General features: G+C 71.3%; 12 protein-coding genes. 6 read left to right on the top strand and 6 right to left on the bottom strand.

Features of this window, described 5'->3' with window-relative positions; genetic code table 11:
- Nucleotides 1–44: 44 nt before the first annotated feature.
- The 4 genes from OG385_RS09210 (at nt 45) to OG385_RS09195 (ending at nt 4,626) form a co-directional block, all read left to right on the top strand.
- On the top strand, nt 45–1,247 hold the full coding sequence (locus tag OG385_RS09210) for a 3-deoxy-7-phosphoheptulonate synthase (RefSeq protein ID WP_323183692.1): 1,203 nt from the start codon (nt 45–47) through the stop codon (nt 1,245–1,247).
- 74 nt (nt 1,248–1,321) lie between these two features.
- Nucleotides 1,322–2,092 (top strand): 2,3-dihydro-2,3-dihydroxybenzoate dehydrogenase, encoded by a 771-nt coding sequence (locus tag OG385_RS09205; RefSeq protein ID WP_266853540.1) that lies wholly within the window; start codon nt 1,322–1,324, stop codon nt 2,090–2,092.
- A 27-nt stretch (nt 2,093–2,119) separates the two neighbouring features.
- The gene (locus OG385_RS09200; protein WP_266853538.1) at nt 2,120–2,743 is read left to right on the top strand and encodes an isochorismatase family protein; all 624 of its coding nucleotides are present in this window, start codon (nt 2,120–2,122) and stop codon (nt 2,741–2,743) included.
- Nucleotides 2,740–4,626, top strand: a complete 1,887-nt coding sequence (locus OG385_RS09195) for an anthranilate synthase family protein (RefSeq protein ID WP_266853536.1) — start codon at nt 2,740–2,742, stop codon at nt 4,624–4,626. The genes OG385_RS09200 and OG385_RS09195 overlap by 4 nt, the downstream gene beginning before the upstream one ends.
- A gap of 152 nt (nt 4,627–4,778) precedes the next feature.
- Here OG385_RS09195 and OG385_RS09190 read toward each other — a convergent pair whose 3' ends face one another.
- Complete coding sequence (locus OG385_RS09190; protein WP_266853535.1) at nt 4,779–5,993, bottom strand: FAD-dependent monooxygenase; 1,215 nt, start codon at nt 5,991–5,993, stop codon at nt 4,779–4,781.
- 2 nt (nt 5,994–5,995) lie between these two features.
- Nucleotides 5,996–7,564 carry a class I adenylate-forming enzyme family protein gene (locus tag OG385_RS09185; protein ID WP_266853533.1) on the bottom strand — a complete coding sequence of 523 codons (1,569 nt, stop codon included), beginning with the start codon at nt 7,562–7,564 and terminating at the stop codon, nt 5,996–5,998.
- 359 nt (nt 7,565–7,923) lie between these two features.
- Between OG385_RS09185 and OG385_RS09180 the strand changes: the two genes are divergently transcribed.
- Entirely contained in the window at nt 7,924–9,486 is a 1,563-nt protein-coding gene (locus OG385_RS09180) for an MFS transporter (RefSeq protein ID WP_266853531.1), read from the top strand.
- A gap of 31 nt (nt 9,487–9,517) precedes the next feature.
- Here the strand turns inward: OG385_RS09180 and OG385_RS09175 are convergent, their stop codons facing one another.
- The 4 genes from OG385_RS09175 to OG385_RS09160 all read right to left on the bottom strand — a co-directional run bounded on the left by OG385_RS09175 (nt 9,518) and on the right by OG385_RS09160 (nt 13,447).
- Nucleotides 9,518–10,348 (bottom strand): class I SAM-dependent methyltransferase, encoded by an 831-nt coding sequence (locus OG385_RS09175; protein WP_266853529.1) that lies wholly within the window; start codon nt 10,346–10,348, stop codon nt 9,518–9,520.
- A gap of 181 nt (nt 10,349–10,529) precedes the next feature.
- On the bottom strand, nt 10,530–11,021 hold the full coding sequence (locus tag OG385_RS09170; RefSeq protein WP_266853527.1) for a DoxX family protein: 492 nt from the start codon (nt 11,019–11,021) through the stop codon (nt 10,530–10,532).
- 165 nt (nt 11,022–11,186) lie between these two features.
- Nucleotides 11,187–12,749: a 4-hydroxyphenylacetate 3-hydroxylase family protein gene (locus OG385_RS09165; RefSeq protein WP_266853525.1), complete on the bottom strand. Its 1,563-nt coding sequence runs from the start codon at nt 12,747–12,749 to the stop codon at nt 11,187–11,189.
- A 38-nt stretch (nt 12,750–12,787) separates the two neighbouring features.
- Nucleotides 12,788–13,447 (bottom strand): FMN-dependent NADH-azoreductase, encoded by a 660-nt coding sequence (locus OG385_RS09160; RefSeq protein ID WP_266853523.1) that lies wholly within the window; start codon nt 13,445–13,447, stop codon nt 12,788–12,790.
- A 326-nt stretch (nt 13,448–13,773) separates the two neighbouring features.
- Here OG385_RS09160 and OG385_RS09155 point away from each other — a divergent pair, with 326 nt between their 5' ends.
- Nucleotides 13,774–15,048, top strand: coding sequence for an aromatic ring-hydroxylating dioxygenase subunit alpha (locus OG385_RS09155; RefSeq protein WP_266853521.1), 1,275 nt, complete (start codon nt 13,774–13,776; stop codon nt 15,046–15,048).
- Nucleotides 15,049–15,067: the final 19 nt, after the last annotated feature.

Genomic DNA, 15,067 nt, shown 5'->3' with positions numbered 1-15,067 from the left:
CCCCGCGCAGCCGGACATCCGTCGAGCAAGTCCGGGAGATCACCGTGCTCACTCGTTCATCACCCAAGGACGCACCGGCCGCCGCCGCATGCGACCTGGAGCTGGGTCCGGCGAGGCAGCAGCCCCAGTGGCCCGACGCGGCACTCGTCCGGCGGGTCCGCGGCCAACTGGCCACCCTCCCGGGGCTCCTCGAAGCCCAGCAGGTGCTCGCGCTGCGCACCCGGCTCGCCGCGGTCGCCACCGGTGCGGCCCAGGTGGTCCAGGCCGGTGACTGCGCGGAGGATCCCGCCGACTGCACCCCTGCCGACGTCGCCCGCAAGTCCCATCTGCTGGAACTCCTCGCGGTCCGGATGGAGCAGAACACCGGCCGGCCGGTGCTGCGGGCCGGCCGGCTGGCCGGCCAGTTCGCCAAGCCCCGTTCCGTGCGGACCGAACAGGTCGGCGGCCTCGAACTGCCCCCGTACCGCGGGCACATGGTGAACGGCCCCGAGCCCACCCCGGAGCGCCGGCGCCCCGATCCGACCCGGATCCTCTCCGGCTACCGGCTCGCCGACGCCGTCATGCGGTACCTGGGCTGGGCAGACCGGGGCACGCGCCCGCGCACCGCACCCGAGGTGTGGACCAGCCACGAGGCCCTGCTGCTCGACTACGAGCTGCCGATGGTGCGCCGCTCGGCGTCGGGCCGGGCGTGGCTGTCGTCCACGCACTGGCCGTGGATCGGCGAGCGCACCCGGCAGGTCGACGGGGCCCATGTCGCGCTGCTCGCCCAGGTCGTCAACCCGGTGGCCTGCAAGGTCGGCCCCACCATGACGACCGGGGAACTGCTGGCCCTGTGCGCACGGCTCGACCCGCGCAGGGAGCCGGGCCGGCTCACCCTGATCGCCCGGATGGGAGCCGACGAGATCGGTGGCCGGCTGCCCGCCCTCGTCGCGGCGGTGCGGACCGCAGGGCACCCGGTGATCTGGCTCTGCGACCCGATGCACGGCAACACCTTCGCCACACCGGACGGGTTCAAGACCCGGCTCCTGCACAGGATCGTGCAGGAGGTGACCCGCTTCCAGGACGCGGTCGGTGACGGCGGCGGTATCGCCGGCGGCCTGCATCTTGAGACCACCCCGGACGACGTCACGGAATGTGCCCGGACCTGGGAGGACATCCCGCACGTCGGTGACAAGTACACCAGCCTCTGCGATCCGCGCCTCAACCCGGACCAGGCCGTCGAGGTGGTCTCGGCATGGCGGGCGTGAGCACCGGCCGGCTCACAACAGGCCAACAGGAACCGGAACGTACCCGTGCCCACCCAGCAATGGAGGTCTGAACAATGGAGGACGCAATCGCCCTGGTCACCGGGGCAGCGGGCGGTATCGGCGCTGCCGTCGTCCGCGCGCTGGGCAGGCGTGGCATGCGGGTGGCCGCGGTGGACCGGGACGCCGGTCGGCTCGACGAGGTGGTGGGCAAGATGGTCGCCGACGGCCTCTCCGTCGAGGCGTTCCCCGCCGACGTCACCAGCGCCGCCGAGGTGGAAGAACTGGTGGACGGCGTGGAGAGCGCGCTGGGGCCGGTGGACCACCTGGTCAACGCCGCCGGTGTGCTGCGCATGAGCCCCGTGAGCCAACTGGCCGACGAGGACTGGGCCGCGACCTTCGCCGTCAACACCACCGGCGTGATGCAGGTGTCGCGCGCGGTGGTCAAACGCATGGTGCCGCGCTCCCGCGGCGCCATCGTCACCGTGGCGTCCAACGCGGCCGGTACGCCCCGTACGGAGATGGCGGCCTACGCCGCGTCGAAGGCCGCGGCGACGATGTTCACCAAGTGCCTGGCCCTGGAAGTAGCCCGCCACGGCATCCGCTGCAACGTCGTCGCCCCCGGCTCCACCGACACCGCGATGCTCCGGTCCATGTGGCACGACGAGTCCGGCCCGCAGGCGACGATCGACGGCCGGCCCGATGCCTACAAGCTGGGCATCCCGCTGGGCAAGCTGGCCCGGCCCGCGGACATCGCGGACGCCGTGGTCTTCCTGCTCTCCGAACAGGCCGGGCACATCACCATGCACGACCTGACCGTCGACGGCGGCGCCACTCTGGGCGTGTGAGGAACCTTGGGCGTGAAGGAGATGGTCATGGCAGGAATACCCCCCATTGAGCCCTACCCGATGCCGGCCGCGGGCGACCTGCCCGAGAACGTCGCCGGGTGGGAAGCCGACCCGGACCGGGCGGTGCTGCTCATCCACGACATGCAGCGCTACTTCCTGCGCCCGTTCCCGGACACCGTCCGCAAACAACTGGTGCGCAACACGGCGCAGCTCCGGGAACACTGCGTGAGCCTCGGCATCCCGGTCGCCTACACCGCCCAGCCGGGCGGGATGACCGACGACGACCGCGGCCTGCTCAAGGACTTCTGGGGACCCGGTATGCAGGTCGACCCCGCCGACCGCCGGATCGTCGACGAACTGGCGGCGGCCCCGGACGACTGGCAGTTCACCAAGTGGCGCTACAGCGCCTTCTTCCGGTCGGACCTGCGCGAACGCATGGCGCGGCACGGCCGCGACCAACTCGTCATCTGCGGTGTGTACGGACACGTCGGGGTGCTGATGACCGCGGTCGAGGCGTTCACCCACGACCTCCAGACGTTCCTCGTCGCCGACGCGATCGGGGACTTCTCAGCGGAGCACCACCGGCTCACCCTCAGCTACGCCGCCCAGCGCTGCGCGGTGGTCACCACGGTCAAGGAGATCTGCCCATGACCGAGCCCACCACGCCCGCGGCGCCGGACCTGCTCGACCTGGTCCTGTCGCCGCGGCCACCGGCGTTCGCGCTGATCCACCGCCCGGAGCGGACCGGCGGCCCGGTCCTGGACGTCCTCGTCGGTGAGGTGTCCGAGGTGGCCGCCCTGGCCGACATTCCGCTGCCCGAACGGGCCGAAGGCGCGGGGCACTCCGTGCTGGTGATGGTGCCGTTCCGGCAGCTCGCCGAGCGAGGCTTCGCCTGCACTGACGACGGCGAGCCGCTGCTGGCGATGACCATCACCGCACAGGCCGCGGTGGACTGCCACGAGGCGCTGGAACAGCTGCCCGACCTGCCGACCGGGCTCTCCGGCCAGCACTTCGACATCTCCGACGACGCCTACGCCGACCTGGTGCGGACGGTCGTCACCGAGGAGATCGGCCGGGGCGAGGGCGGCAACTTCGTCCTCAAGCGCTCCTACGTCGCGGAGATCACCGACTACACGCCCCGGCACGGCCTGTCGCTGTTCCGCCGGCTGCTCCAGCAGGAGAGCGGCGCGTACTGGACGTTCATCGTGCACACCGGCGACCGGACGTTCGTAGGCGCCACCCCGGAGCGGCACATCAGCGTGCACGGCGGCACCGCCGTGATGAACCCGATCAGCGGCACCTACCGCTACCCGCCGAGCGGCCCGGCCCTGCCGGAGGTGCTCTCCTTCCTCGACGACCGCAAGGAGACCGACGAGCTCTACATGGTCCTCGACGAGGAGCTCAAGATGATGGCCGGGATCTGCGACGGCGGGGGCCGCGTCGTCGGCCCGTACCTCAAGGAGATGGCCCGGCTGGCGCACACCGAGTACTTCATCGAGGGACGCACCAACCGCGACCCGCGCGAGATCCTCCGGCAGACGATGTTCGCCCCCACCGTGACCGGGAGCCCGCTGGAGAACGCCTGCCGGATCATCAGCCGGTACGAGCCGGCAGGCCGCGGGTACTACAGCGGGGCCGTCGCGCTCATCGGCCGCGACGCCGGCGGCGACCGCACGCTGGACTCCGCCATCCTGATCCGCACCGCCGACATCGACCGGGCCGGCCGGCTCCGGATCGGGGTCGGGGCGACCCTGGTCCGCCACTCCGACCCGGCGTCGGAGGTCGCCGAAACGCGGGCCAAGGCCGCGGGGCTGCTCGCCGCGTTGCAGGCCGACCGGCCCGCGCGCCTCGCCGACGACCCGCGCGTCCAGGCCGCGCTGGCCCGCCGCAACACCGGCATCGCCGACTTCTGGCTGACCCACGCGGACCGGCGGAAGAGCCCCCGGCCCGCGATGCGCGGCCGCCGGGTGCTGGTCATCGACGCCGAGGACACCTTCACCGCCATGCTGTACCACCAGCTCGGCGCTCTGGGCCTTGAGGTGACGGTCCGCCGGTTCGACGACCAGTACACCTTCGACGGATACGACCTGGTCGTCATGGGCCCGGGGCCGGGTGACCCGCTGGATGCCGGACACCCCAAGATCGACCGGCTGCGCCACGCGATCGACCGGCTGCTGGCTGAGCGACGGCCGTTCCTCGCGGTGTGCCTCAGCCACCAGGTGCTCAGCGCCCGGCTCGGGCTGGAGGTGATACGCAAGGAAGTGCCGAACCAGGGCCTCCAGCGGGAGATCGACCTGTTCGGCCGCCCGGAACGGGTCGGCTTCTACAACTCCTTCGCCGCCCGCAGCGACGACGACAAGATCGAGTACCCGGGGACCGGTGTGGTGGAGATCAGCCGCGATCCGGCGACGGGGGAGGTGCACGCACTGCGCGGACCCCGGTTCGCATCGGTGCAGTTCCACGCGGAGTCGGTGCTCACCGTCGACGGCGTCCGCATCACCGCCGACCGGATCGGTGAAGTCCTGGGCCAGTGACGCAGGAAGACAGCAGCAGGGGCCCGCCTCGGCAAGGGAGCCGAGGCGGGCCCCTGCCCTGGATCACGCCGGGCGTGGGCGCACAGCCGCTCCAGGACGGACGGGCCGCGGGGGACCGGCCTCGATGATGCACAGCCCCAGGCGCCGGCCGGTCACCGGGCCGCTTCCCGGTGGGGGAGGGCGGGCGGGACGTCCGTGGTGAAGTCCCGTGCGCCGTGCATCCACGCGAGTCGGTCGTGCAGATCGGCCGGCGACATCCCGGACAGCGCCGCGTTCCTGGCCGCTGCCGCCGCCCCGGCCGGGTGCCACAGCGCGATGCTCGCGCGGGAGATCCGCTGCACCGCGGCGGTGCGGTCGCGCCGCAGCCGGTTGTACGCCGCGAAGCACCGGGCGAAATCCGTTCCGCTGCCGTCCAGCAGGTCGCCCAGTACCACCGCGTCCTCAAGCGCCTGGCAGGCCCCCTGGGCCGCGTAGTGCAGCATCGGATGGGCCGCGTCCCCGAGCAGGGCGACCGGGCCGTCGGTCCAGACGTCGACCGGTGCCCGGTCGATCAGCACCCAGGACTTCCACTGCTCACCGAGGCCGAGGAGCTGCCGCGGCGTCTCGTCGAGCACCATGAACAGGTCACGGATGACGTGCTCTCCCACCGGGACGCCGGCGAGCGCCCGGGTGGCACCACCGTCGTAACTGGCCGCCATGTTGAGGTACTTGCCCCCAGCGATCGCGTAGTGCACGAAGTGGCACCTGGGTCCTGCCCACCACGTCACAGCGTTCCACCGGAGCCGCTCCGGCACCTGGTCCATCGGGATGACCGCGCGGTAGACGGTGATGCCGGAGACGCGCGGCGGACCGTCGCCGACCAGCTGCCGGCGGAGCGCGGAGTGGATGCCGTCCGCCCCGATCAGCGCGGAGCCGGTGATCCGCTCGCCGTTGTCGAGGACGGCCGTCGCACTTGTGCCGTCCTGCTCGTATCCGGCGACCGACCGGCTCGGGCACAGCTCGATCCGCGCGGTGTCGCGGCAGGCCGCGAGCAGCAGCCCGTGGAGTTCGCCGCGGTGCACGACCACGTACGGGTTGCGGAACCGCTGCCGGTATCCCTCGGTGAGAGGCACGCTGGTGACGTGCTCGCCGGTGACGCCGTCCATGAACCGCAGCTCGTCGACGTGCACCGCGTGGGCCCGGACCTCGGCGCCCAGCCCGAGGCGGGCGAGGGCGTGCATCCCGTTCGGCGCCAGCTGGAGTCCGGCGCCGAGTTCGGCGAAGTGCTCGCCGCGTTCGAGTACCACCACGGAGTGGCCCCGTCGCGCGATGCTCAGCGCGGCGGCCAGCCCACCGATGCCGCCGCCGGCGATCACTACCTTCGCCATGTCTACCGGCCCCGGTTCCCGTTGCTCAGAGCCTCGGCCAGCTCCAGCCGTTTGATCTTGGTGGTGGCGGTCTGCGGCAGGTCGGCCCGGCTCCACTGGACAGGCTCCGACATCGGGGCCAGACCGGCCGTGGCGCGGGCCCACGCGACCATGTCGAGCGGCTTGTTGTCCCGGGTGCACACCACCGGGACCGGCGCGCCGTCCGGGCCGGGCACGATGATGACCTCCACCAGCTCGTCCAGCGCGGAGAAGAGGGCGTCCTCGGCGGCCAGCGTGCTGCCGAAGCCGGGGATGACATCGACCTCGCGGTCGAGCAGGTGCAGACAGCCCCACCGGGTGCGGTAGCCCACGTCGCCCATCCGCCACCAGGTGTCGTGCTCCTGCCTGGCGTACCGCTCGGCTTCGCCCAGGTACGTCAGGACCCTGCCGTTGGTGCGGACCTCGATGTATCCGGGGGAGGCCTCGGACACCGGCTGCCCGTCCTGGCTGACCACCCGGACCGTGGTCATGCCGGGGAACGCATGCCCGACGCAGCGGCCGTCGGCGCCCTTGCCGCGCCAGCGGGTGAAGATCCGACCGACCACAGGCCCGGCCTCGCTCTGGCCGTAGAGCTGGGCGAAGACCGGCATCCGGTGCCGGGAGGCCCGCAGCATCCGCTGCACGGTCCGGGGGTGGATGGCGTCGAAGGTGCTGCTGAAGTACTTCACCTGGGCCAGCGGCCGCCGCGGGTCGTCCACCAGCTCCTCCCACCGCATGAACGTGTTGGGGTGGGCCTCGACCACCCCCGGGCGCAGCCGTGCGAACAGGTCGGCGGTCCGACGCGGGTCGTCGTCGGCCAGCAGGACGAGCGGGAAGCCGCGCAGCAGCGCGATGGCCACCGCGGTGAAGAGCCGGGAGTGCACGAAGGACACATGCATCGCCACCGGGCGGCGCTTGCGGACCGGGGCGACCGCAGCGGCCTGCGGCCGGTAACGGGCCTGCAGTGTCCACCCGGTGTGCACGGCAAGCTTCGGGAGGCCGGTGGTGCCGGACGTGTGAGTGATCAGCGTCGGGTGGTGGGCGGACATGGCGACCGGGGCCACCCGCGGCGCACCGGCCAGGTCGTGCAGCCGCAGGGCGTCGGGGTGGTCGCCCGCTGCGAGCAGCACCCGGCGCGCATGGCCGAAGACCGCGGCGGGCAGCTCGCCGTCCAACTTGGCCTGGTCCGTGATGAGATACGGCCGGTCGACCCGGCGCACCAGCTCGGCGACGGTCGTGCCGTCGAGCTTCGGCGACAGCAGTACCGGCACCGCGCCGATGCGGGACGCCATACATGCCAGCAGGGTGATGTCGAAGCTGTTCGTCTTGTAGACGACCACCCGGTCCCCCGGGCGGACCCCGGCCGCCCACAGCCGGGACGCGAAGTCGGCGACCAGGTCCGCGATTTCCGCGACGGTCAGCCGGCGGCCCAGATCGGGTGCCAGGTCCAGATCGTGGTCGAGGGCCACGACGTTGGCCGGGTGGCGGGCGGCCGCCCGGTCGAAAAGCGTGCCCAGCCGGATTCCGCGATTTCCCACTCGTTGCAGCAGCATGTTCCGCCCCTCCTCCCGGTCATGCCTTCTCGGCGACCTGTGTTCGCGCCCGGACATCGCACAACAGCGGGCTCTCGGTGTTCGTTGGGGTCATGGTTCTGAATTTCGCGGGGGTGGCGCCCGCAGTCAAAGCAGGGGCCCTGGGTGCGTCAAGTCGGAGCTGTCCATACGAGTTGACGAAGCCTCAGGCTGTTTTCCCGTGTGCGGTGCGCCGGTGCCAGAATCGGCAGGGTGCCGCTGCCCGTGCCGACGAATCGGGTCACCTGAAGAGATGTACTACGGCGGCGAGCGGCTGATCCCGGACATCGCCGCGGCCACGGCGCGGCAGCTACTGCGAGCGAATCGAGGGGGCCCGCCCGATGGAACGCCGATGGTGGACGCTGCTGGTGGTGTGCGCGGCGATGTTCATGCTGCTGATCGACGTCAACGTGGTCGTCGTCGCCCTGCCGGACATCCAGCACGCGCTCGACGCGAGCTTCGGCAGCCTGCAGTGGATGACGGACGCCTACGCCCTCACGCTGGCCGCGCTGCTGCTCACCGCAGGTTTCCTCGCCGACAAGTACGGCCGGCGGCGGGTGTTCGCCATCGGACTGGTGGTCTTCACCGGTGGCTCACTGCTCTGCGGCCTCGCGCCGAACGCGTCGGTGCTGGTCCTGTGCCGCGCGGTGCAGGGAATCGGCGGCGCCATCCTGTCGGCCACCTCCCTCGCCCTGCTCGCCGGTTCCTTCCAGGGCAGACAGCGGGGGGTGGCCTTCGGCGTCTGGGGCGCCGTCGCGGGCATCGCGACCGGTCTGGGTCCGCTGCTCGGCGGCGTGCTCACCGGCAGCGTCGGCTGGCGGGGGATCTTCCTGGTGAACGTGCCGGTCGGAATCGCCGCACTGGTCGTCACGGTGTGCAGGGTGGACGAGTCCCGCGCCCCGCGGGGCGGCCGGATCGACTGGCCGGGTGTGGTGACCCTGACCGCCGGGCTGTTCAGCCTGGTCTACGGGCTGATCACGGCGAGCGAGGCCGGCTGGGGCGGACACGGTGTGCCTCTCTGGCTCGGCCTGGCGGTGCTCTGCCTGGTGGCGTTCGCGGTGGTCGAACGGCGGGTTCCGGAGCCGATGTTCAGCCTGTCGCTGTTGCGCATCCCGACCTTTCTCGGCGGCTCGGTGGCGGCCTTCGCGATGAATGCCTCGCTGTACGCGGTCTTCCTCTATCTCGTGCTCTATCTCCAGAACGGCCTGGGTGGCAGCCCGACGGCCACCGGCGTCCGGCTGCTGGCAGGCTCCGCCTTCACCTTCGTCGCCGCCTTCGCCGCGGGCCGGCTGACCAGCCGGGTCCCGGTGCGGTGGCTGATAGGCCCGGGTCTGGGCCTGGTGGGCGCCGGCCTGCTGCTGATGCGGGGCCTGACCGCCGGGTCCGACTGGACCCATCTGATCCCCGGGCTTGTCGTCTCCGGTATCGGCGCCGGTCTGGTCAACCCACCGCTCGCCTCGACGGCAGTGGGCGTTGTGCCGCCGCAGCGGTCCGGGATGGCCTCGGGAGCCAACCAGACCTTCCGGCAGATCGGTATCGCGGTCGGGGTCGCCTGCTACGGCACCATCTTCGTGGCGTCCCTGCACACGACGCTCCGGCAGCGGCTGGCCGGCGTACCGGCGCTGCGCGGCCGGGTCGAGCAGATCACTGGCGCGGTGCACCAGGGAGTCGCCGATCAGGCGGTGGCACTGGCGCCGCCGGACGTCCGGGGCGCGCTGGCCGACGCGATCCGTACCGGATACGCCGACTCCCTCAACGCCGTGCTGCTCGCCGCCGGCCTGCTGGCGCTGGTGGGCGGCGCGCTGGCCACCGTACTGATCCGCAGCCGGGACTTCGCCGCTCCCCAGCCGCCACCGGCGGAACCGGCGGAGCGTCCGGGCACCGGGGTGTCAGGTAGTCGCTGAGGGCTGTCCGCAAGGGATTACGGGACAGCCCTCAGCTCTCAGCCAGCAGGAACGACTCGCCGACTTCCGGCAGCAGCCCGTCCGGGCGCCCGGCGAAGTAGCGCTCGGTGAGGTCCGCCGTCGAGAGGTGCCGGACCTCGCGGAACCCGGACTCGCGCGCCAGTTGCAGCATCTCGTCGGCGGTGAAGCAGCTGCGGAACCGGATCGGGTGCCGCGGCTTCTCGCCATCGGCAGTGACCGTGTCGGGCGGCAGCAGGAAGGTCATGGCGAAGGCGGAGCCCGGCGCCGTCTTCGCCGCCTTGGCCAGGGTGTCCGCGACCGCGTCCTTGGTGAGGTACATGCTGACTCCGGTGCTGGCCAGCACCGCCGGCCGGTCCTGGTCGAAGCCGGCCTCGACGAGCCGCTCCCACCAGTCCTCGTCCGCCTCGAAGTCGACCGGTACCATCCGCAGCCATTCGGGCATGCCGTAGCCGAGCTCGTCCAGCCGCTTCCGCTTCCACTCCTGCGGGCCGTACTGGTCGATCTCGAACACCCGCATCTCGGCGGCGCGTTCCGGATGCCGCTGGGCGAAGGTGTCCAGACCGGCGCCGAGGATCACGTACTGCCGCACGCCGTCGGCGAACCGCTCGGCGACCAGGTCCTCCACGAACCGCGCCCGGGCGACGACGCCCGCGCGGAACCCGCTGGTGGCGTTCTTGCCCATGTCGGGACGGCGGCGCCAGTTCTCACCCGGCGCGACGAGTTCCAGGCCGATCTCGTCCTCAAGGACATGCGGGGGCTCGTCGACCTGGACGTGCATGGCCCGCCAGAGGGCCACTCGCGCGGCTGTCGACTCGGGCGCGACTGTTCGCTGGGCAGGCATGACGTACTCGCTCTCGGTTCGGGTCACCGATCACGTCAGGGCAGGCACTGCGCCCGCGCCGTCCGTGAGGGGGCGGACCCACCCTGCCCGGCCGGTGTTCCGCCGGCCCGCACCACCGTGCCGCGTTCACCCGATGGGATGATGCGGCTCGGCTCCGGCGCGGGAGCCGGGCCGCGTGAGATCACTTCTCTTCGTCGCGGAACAGGCGCCACACGGCCGTTCCGGTGGTGACGCCGAGCGCGAGAGCGCCCAGCCCCCAGGCGGGACCCGTCCGCTCGCGGCCGAGCGCGCTGTCGACGGAGAGCGGCCCCGGGCCGTCCCAGGCCAGGCAGACCGCCGCCGTGGCCAGAACCAGTGGGTACTCGTAGCCGCCGTTCTCGGCCCACAGGCCCTGCCGCCGGTGCACGGCCGCGGCGTTGACCATCTCCCCGATGAGGGCGGACGCGGCCAGCGGGGTCGCCGTCCCGGTCACCAGGCCCACGCCCGCGGCCAGTTCGGTGGCTCCGGCCAGGGTGGCCATCACCCTGCCGTTGCGGTACCCGAACGACTCGAAGGTCTCCGCCGTCCGCTCATGGCCCGCTCCGCCGAACCAGCCGAACAGCTTCCGGCCGCCGAAGCCGATGGCCAGTCCGCCGACGACGCCCCTGATGATCAACCGGCCCGTGCTCGCCATCGTCGTCCTTCCGTGTCCCCGGCCGCGCCGGGAATCGAGGTGTCCGCCGTGCGCCGGCCGGGAAAGGGGCCGGAGGCTGTAAATGCTAGCCCTCCGGCCTCCGGAGTGCCTGGTGATCGCGGTGTGCGAGTGGGGAGATTCCCCGCTCGCACACCGCCACGGCCGCTACGACGACGGCTGGCTCTTCGCCGGGTACATCCCGGTGAGAGGCCTGGCCGGCGGGGGAGGGGGCGCCATTTCCAGAACCTCCGGCGGGAGCGGGATGTCCAGGCTCCGGTCCGAGCCGGCCAGTGCCCGGTCGACCGCCCGGTGGATCTCCGTCTTGTCCGCGCCGAGGTAGAGCCCGGCGGTCAGCCGCACCGGGTCGCCGCTGTAGTAGTTCACGTACTGCATGAGCCGCTGGCCGAACCCGTCGCCGGCCACGTCCCAGGCGAGTTTGAACAGCCGGACCCGCTCCTCCGCCGGGACGCCCGGACGGCCCCGGACGAACCGGTCGATGAACGGGCGCAGCTCCTCGTTGGCGAAGTCCCCGCCGGACGGCGCGTAGAAGAAGTTGCCCGCCGCCAGGATCTGGATGACCTCGACCATCCGGCGGTGCGTCGGCGCGGTCTGCATATGGAAGGCCATGATCCCCGGCAGGTACGGCACCCAGGTGCCGTCCGGCAGGGGCGCGGCCATGGCTTCGGCGCCGTGGAACAGCGTCCGCAGGGTTTCGAGCCGGGAGATCAGGTCGCCGAGCTTCTCCTGGACATGCAGGAAGGTGTCGATCCCGGTCGCGTCGGCGATCTTCGTCGCGATGCCGCAGAGCAGTTCCAGCGAGGCGAGGCTCCGGGCGCCGTTGACCACCAGGACGCTCGGGTCACTGCCGAGCACCCGGTTGACCAGGTCACGGCTGCCGGGCCGGCCGTCGACGACGACCCGGTCCCACGGGACCAGCACGTCGTCGAAGACGGCGATGCAGTCCATCTCCTCGAACCGGCTGCTGAGCGGGTGGTCGAACTCCGTCCGGCCGGCCGGGGCCACCGGCTCGCGGCAGATGAACTTCAGGCCGGGTGTGTCGATGGGGATCGCGAACACCACCGCGTAGTCGTCGTCGCCCGGGGCGATGCCCCCGAAGGGGACGACCACGAGCTCCTCCGCGAACGGCGCCATGGTGCTGAGCATCTTGGCGCCGCGGACGACGATTCCCTCGTCGGTCTCCCGTACCTTCCCCAGGTGCAGGAACGGGTCCTCCTGCTGGGAGGAGGTCTTCGACCGGTCGATCGCCGGGTTGATCAGCACATGCGTCAGGAAGAGGTCGTTGTCCCGCACCCGCTCGTAGTAGCGGCGGGCGTTCTCGCCGAACCGCTCGTCCAGTTCACCGAACACCGGGGCGTTGGTGTTCCAGCCCAGGACGAAGGCGTTCATGAAGTCCGGGGTCCGGCCCATCATCCCGAAGGTGTGGCCGGCGCGGAGCTGGAAGTGCCGCCGCTTGGCGACCAGTTCCTCCTTGCTCCGGCACGGCTGGAACGAGCGCGAAAGCCGTTCACCCGTCGTGGGGGACACATAGGTGCAGACGTCGACGTACCGCGGGTCCAGCTGGAGGTCGTACTGCTCCGCGACGGTCCGCAGCGGGCCGGCGAAGACCGGCTCCTCGGTGACGTGTGCGATGCGGCGGCCGTTGAGATAGATCTCGGGGTTGAGCGACTTCAGATTGTCGAGGTACTGCTTCCCCGTGCGTGCGGGCACGATGTCCTCCTTGTCGGGCGGTGGGTGGGAGTTGCGGCTCAGCCGAGGGAGGCGCTCTCGCGCAGGGCGAGGTCCCGGCCGGCCGCGCGGGCCTGTTCCTCGGCGGCGATCCGGGACCGCGCGGCCGGCTCGGCGAACCGGTCCAGCGCCGGATCGAAACCGACAAGGGTCAACTCGCGCTCGACCACGGTGAGTTGCAGGTTCCAGGTATCGCTGAAGATGCGGCGCATCCAGCCGATGGCGTGGTCCCAGCCATCCCGCGGGGTCCCCGGCCCGTAGGCGCCGCCCCGGGCGGTCAGCAGCACCGCCGGCTTGCCCGTCAGTGGTTTCTCCCCGCCCGGGGCCATCCGCGGATCGGTGATGACGAGGTCCACCCAGGCCTTCAGGTGCTGGGAGACACCGAAGTTGTAGAGCGGCGCCGCGAGGATCACGGCGTCGGCAGCGATCAGCTCGTCGGCCAGCGACGCGGCCAGCGCCACGGCGTCCCGCTGCTCGGGCGTGTGCCGGTCCGGGGGAGCGAACTGGGTGGCGACCGCGGCGGCCCAGGCGGTCGGCGGCAGCGGGGCCTCACCGAGGTGGCGCCGGACCACCGGTGCGTCCGGGGTCGCGGCGCGCCACTCCTGCTCCACGAGGTCGGCGAGCGTGCTGGTGCTGGACTGGGTGCCGAGGATGCTGGTGTCCAGCCGGAAGAGAGACATCACGTACTCCGGAGGTCGGGTGTGTGCGGGCGTGCCGGGAACATCAGCCCCCGCCCCTGCGGGCGGCGCCCTCGAACGGCTGGAGACGGCTGGTCAGTGTTTTCCCGGGCAGGTCGATGCCCTGTCCGAGGGTCATCGGGAATCCGTCGCCTGTCAATGAAGAGGGGAAATGTTCCAGGGGGTTGTCCGACTGGGGAATTTCCCCAGTCGGACAAGGGGGGCCGCTGCTTCGCTGATCATTGACGATGAACTCACGCGGTTGCCACAATCGTCACGAATCTTGTGCGGGTATGCCGACGTTCGCGTGCCCATATGGAGGTCGCACCATGAAGTTGAGCCCGGATTTTCGCACCGATCTCGCCACGGGGGTGGTGGACCGGGAAATCTACACCAGCGAGAAGATCTTCGCGCTGGAGAAAGACAGGATATTCGCCCGGAGTTGGCACTATGCCTGCTTGACCCGCGATCTGAAAAAGCCCGGCGATTACTTCACGGTTTCCATCGCCGACCAGCCGGTGCTCGTGGTGCGGGGCAATGACGGGGAGATCCGCGCGTTCCACAACGCCTGCACCCACCGCGGCGCGGTCCTGACCGGCGAGCGGTGCGGCAACCAGGGTCAGGTCCTCAAGTGCATGTACCACGCCTGGTCGTTCAACCTGAAGGGCGACCTCACCGGCGTGCCCTACGAGGAGGGCTACGGACCGGACTTCGACCGCGGCGCCCACGGCCTGAAGCCGGTGCACTGCGACACCTTCCACGACCTGGTCTTCGTCGCGCTCCGGCCGGCGGTGCCGTCACTCACCGACTTCCTCGGTGAGATGACCGACCACCTCGCGCCGTATGTGCAGGGCATCGAGCCGATCGGCCGCAACAGCTGGATATACGAGGGCAACTGGAAGTTCTGGCACGAGAACTTCCAGGACGACTACCACGCCGAATTCACCCACCGCAGCATCCGCGACCTGCTGGCCGGCACCACCGCACAAGGCTGGAACTGGGGCGCGTCGCCGGGGCACTCGGTCCTCCAGTGGGCCTTCCCGCCCCTCGACCCGCCGAAGTACGCCCGCGCCCTGCAGCGCTTCAGCGGAGTGGACTTCTCGGACGGCACCATGCCGGTCGGCTGGAGCAGCATGCTCGCCCAGGGGCCGCCCGGCCCGCCCGAGGGTTTCGAGGGCGGCGAACCGCCGGAGATCCGGCAGGAAGTGCTCGCGCTCTTCCCCAACCTCGACGTCCAGCCCGGCCCCAAGGACACCCCGCGCGGCATGAAGGCGGGGTACATCCAGACGGTCACCCCGATCAGCGTCGATCGTGCCCGGGTCGACATCACCGTCTACTCGGACATCGAGGACGACGAGGCGACGCGGCAGGAACTGCTGGAGAACCTCGCCGACACCCAGGGCTCCTGGGGCAAGCTCAGCTGCGACGACACCGAGGCGGCCGCCCGCTGCCAGATCGGCGTGCGCGGCGAGGGCGGCCGGTACAACCTCTTCACCCGCGGGGTTGAGCCCGGCCGTGGCGGTGAGGGCGCCGACGTACGGGACGAGTACTCGCAGCGCGAATTCTTCCGGGTCTACCAGCAGTACCTCCAGGACGAGTCGTGAGCAGCCGGACGACGGAAGG

Origin of the sequence: Streptomyces sp. NBC_01306 (genome assembly GCF_026340465.1) — a bacterium.
In the GTDB taxonomy this organism is placed as follows: domain Bacteria; phylum Actinomycetota; class Actinomycetes; order Streptomycetales; family Streptomycetaceae; genus Streptomyces.
Note: the sequence above shows the minus strand (reverse complement) of the source record. Positions and strands in the feature narration are given on the sequence as shown.

Bases quoted from the DNA above. Each gene is read 5' to 3' on its own strand.
- OG385_RS09205 (WP_266853540.1), top strand. From the start codon at position 1,322: ATGGAGGACGCAATCGCCCTGGTCACCGGGGCAGCGGGCGGTATCGGC.
- OG385_RS09200 (WP_266853538.1), top strand. From the start codon at position 2,120: ATGGCAGGAATACCCCCCATTGAGCCCTACCCGATGCCGGCCGCGGGC.
- OG385_RS09195 (WP_266853536.1), top strand. From the start codon at position 2,740: ATGACCGAGCCCACCACGCCCGCGGCGCCGGACCTGCTCGACCTGGTC.
- OG385_RS09190 (WP_266853535.1), bottom strand. From the start codon at position 5,993: ATGGCGAAGGTAGTGATCGCCGGCGGCGGCATCGGTGGGCTGGCCGCC.
- OG385_RS09185 (WP_266853533.1), bottom strand. From the start codon at position 7,564: ATGCTGCTGCAACGAGTGGGAAATCGCGGAATCCGGCTGGGCACGCTT.
- OG385_RS09180 (WP_266853531.1), top strand. From the start codon at position 7,924: ATGGAACGCCGATGGTGGACGCTGCTGGTGGTGTGCGCGGCGATGTTC.
- OG385_RS09175 (WP_266853529.1), bottom strand. From the start codon at position 10,348: ATGCCTGCCCAGCGAACAGTCGCGCCCGAGTCGACAGCCGCGCGAGTG.
- OG385_RS09170 (WP_266853527.1), bottom strand. From the start codon at position 11,021: ATGGCGAGCACGGGCCGGTTGATCATCAGGGGCGTCGTCGGCGGACTG.
- OG385_RS09160 (WP_266853523.1), bottom strand. From the start codon at position 13,447: ATGTCTCTCTTCCGGCTGGACACCAGCATCCTCGGCACCCAGTCCAGC.
- OG385_RS09155 (WP_266853521.1), top strand. From the start codon at position 13,774: ATGAAGTTGAGCCCGGATTTTCGCACCGATCTCGCCACGGGGGTGGTG.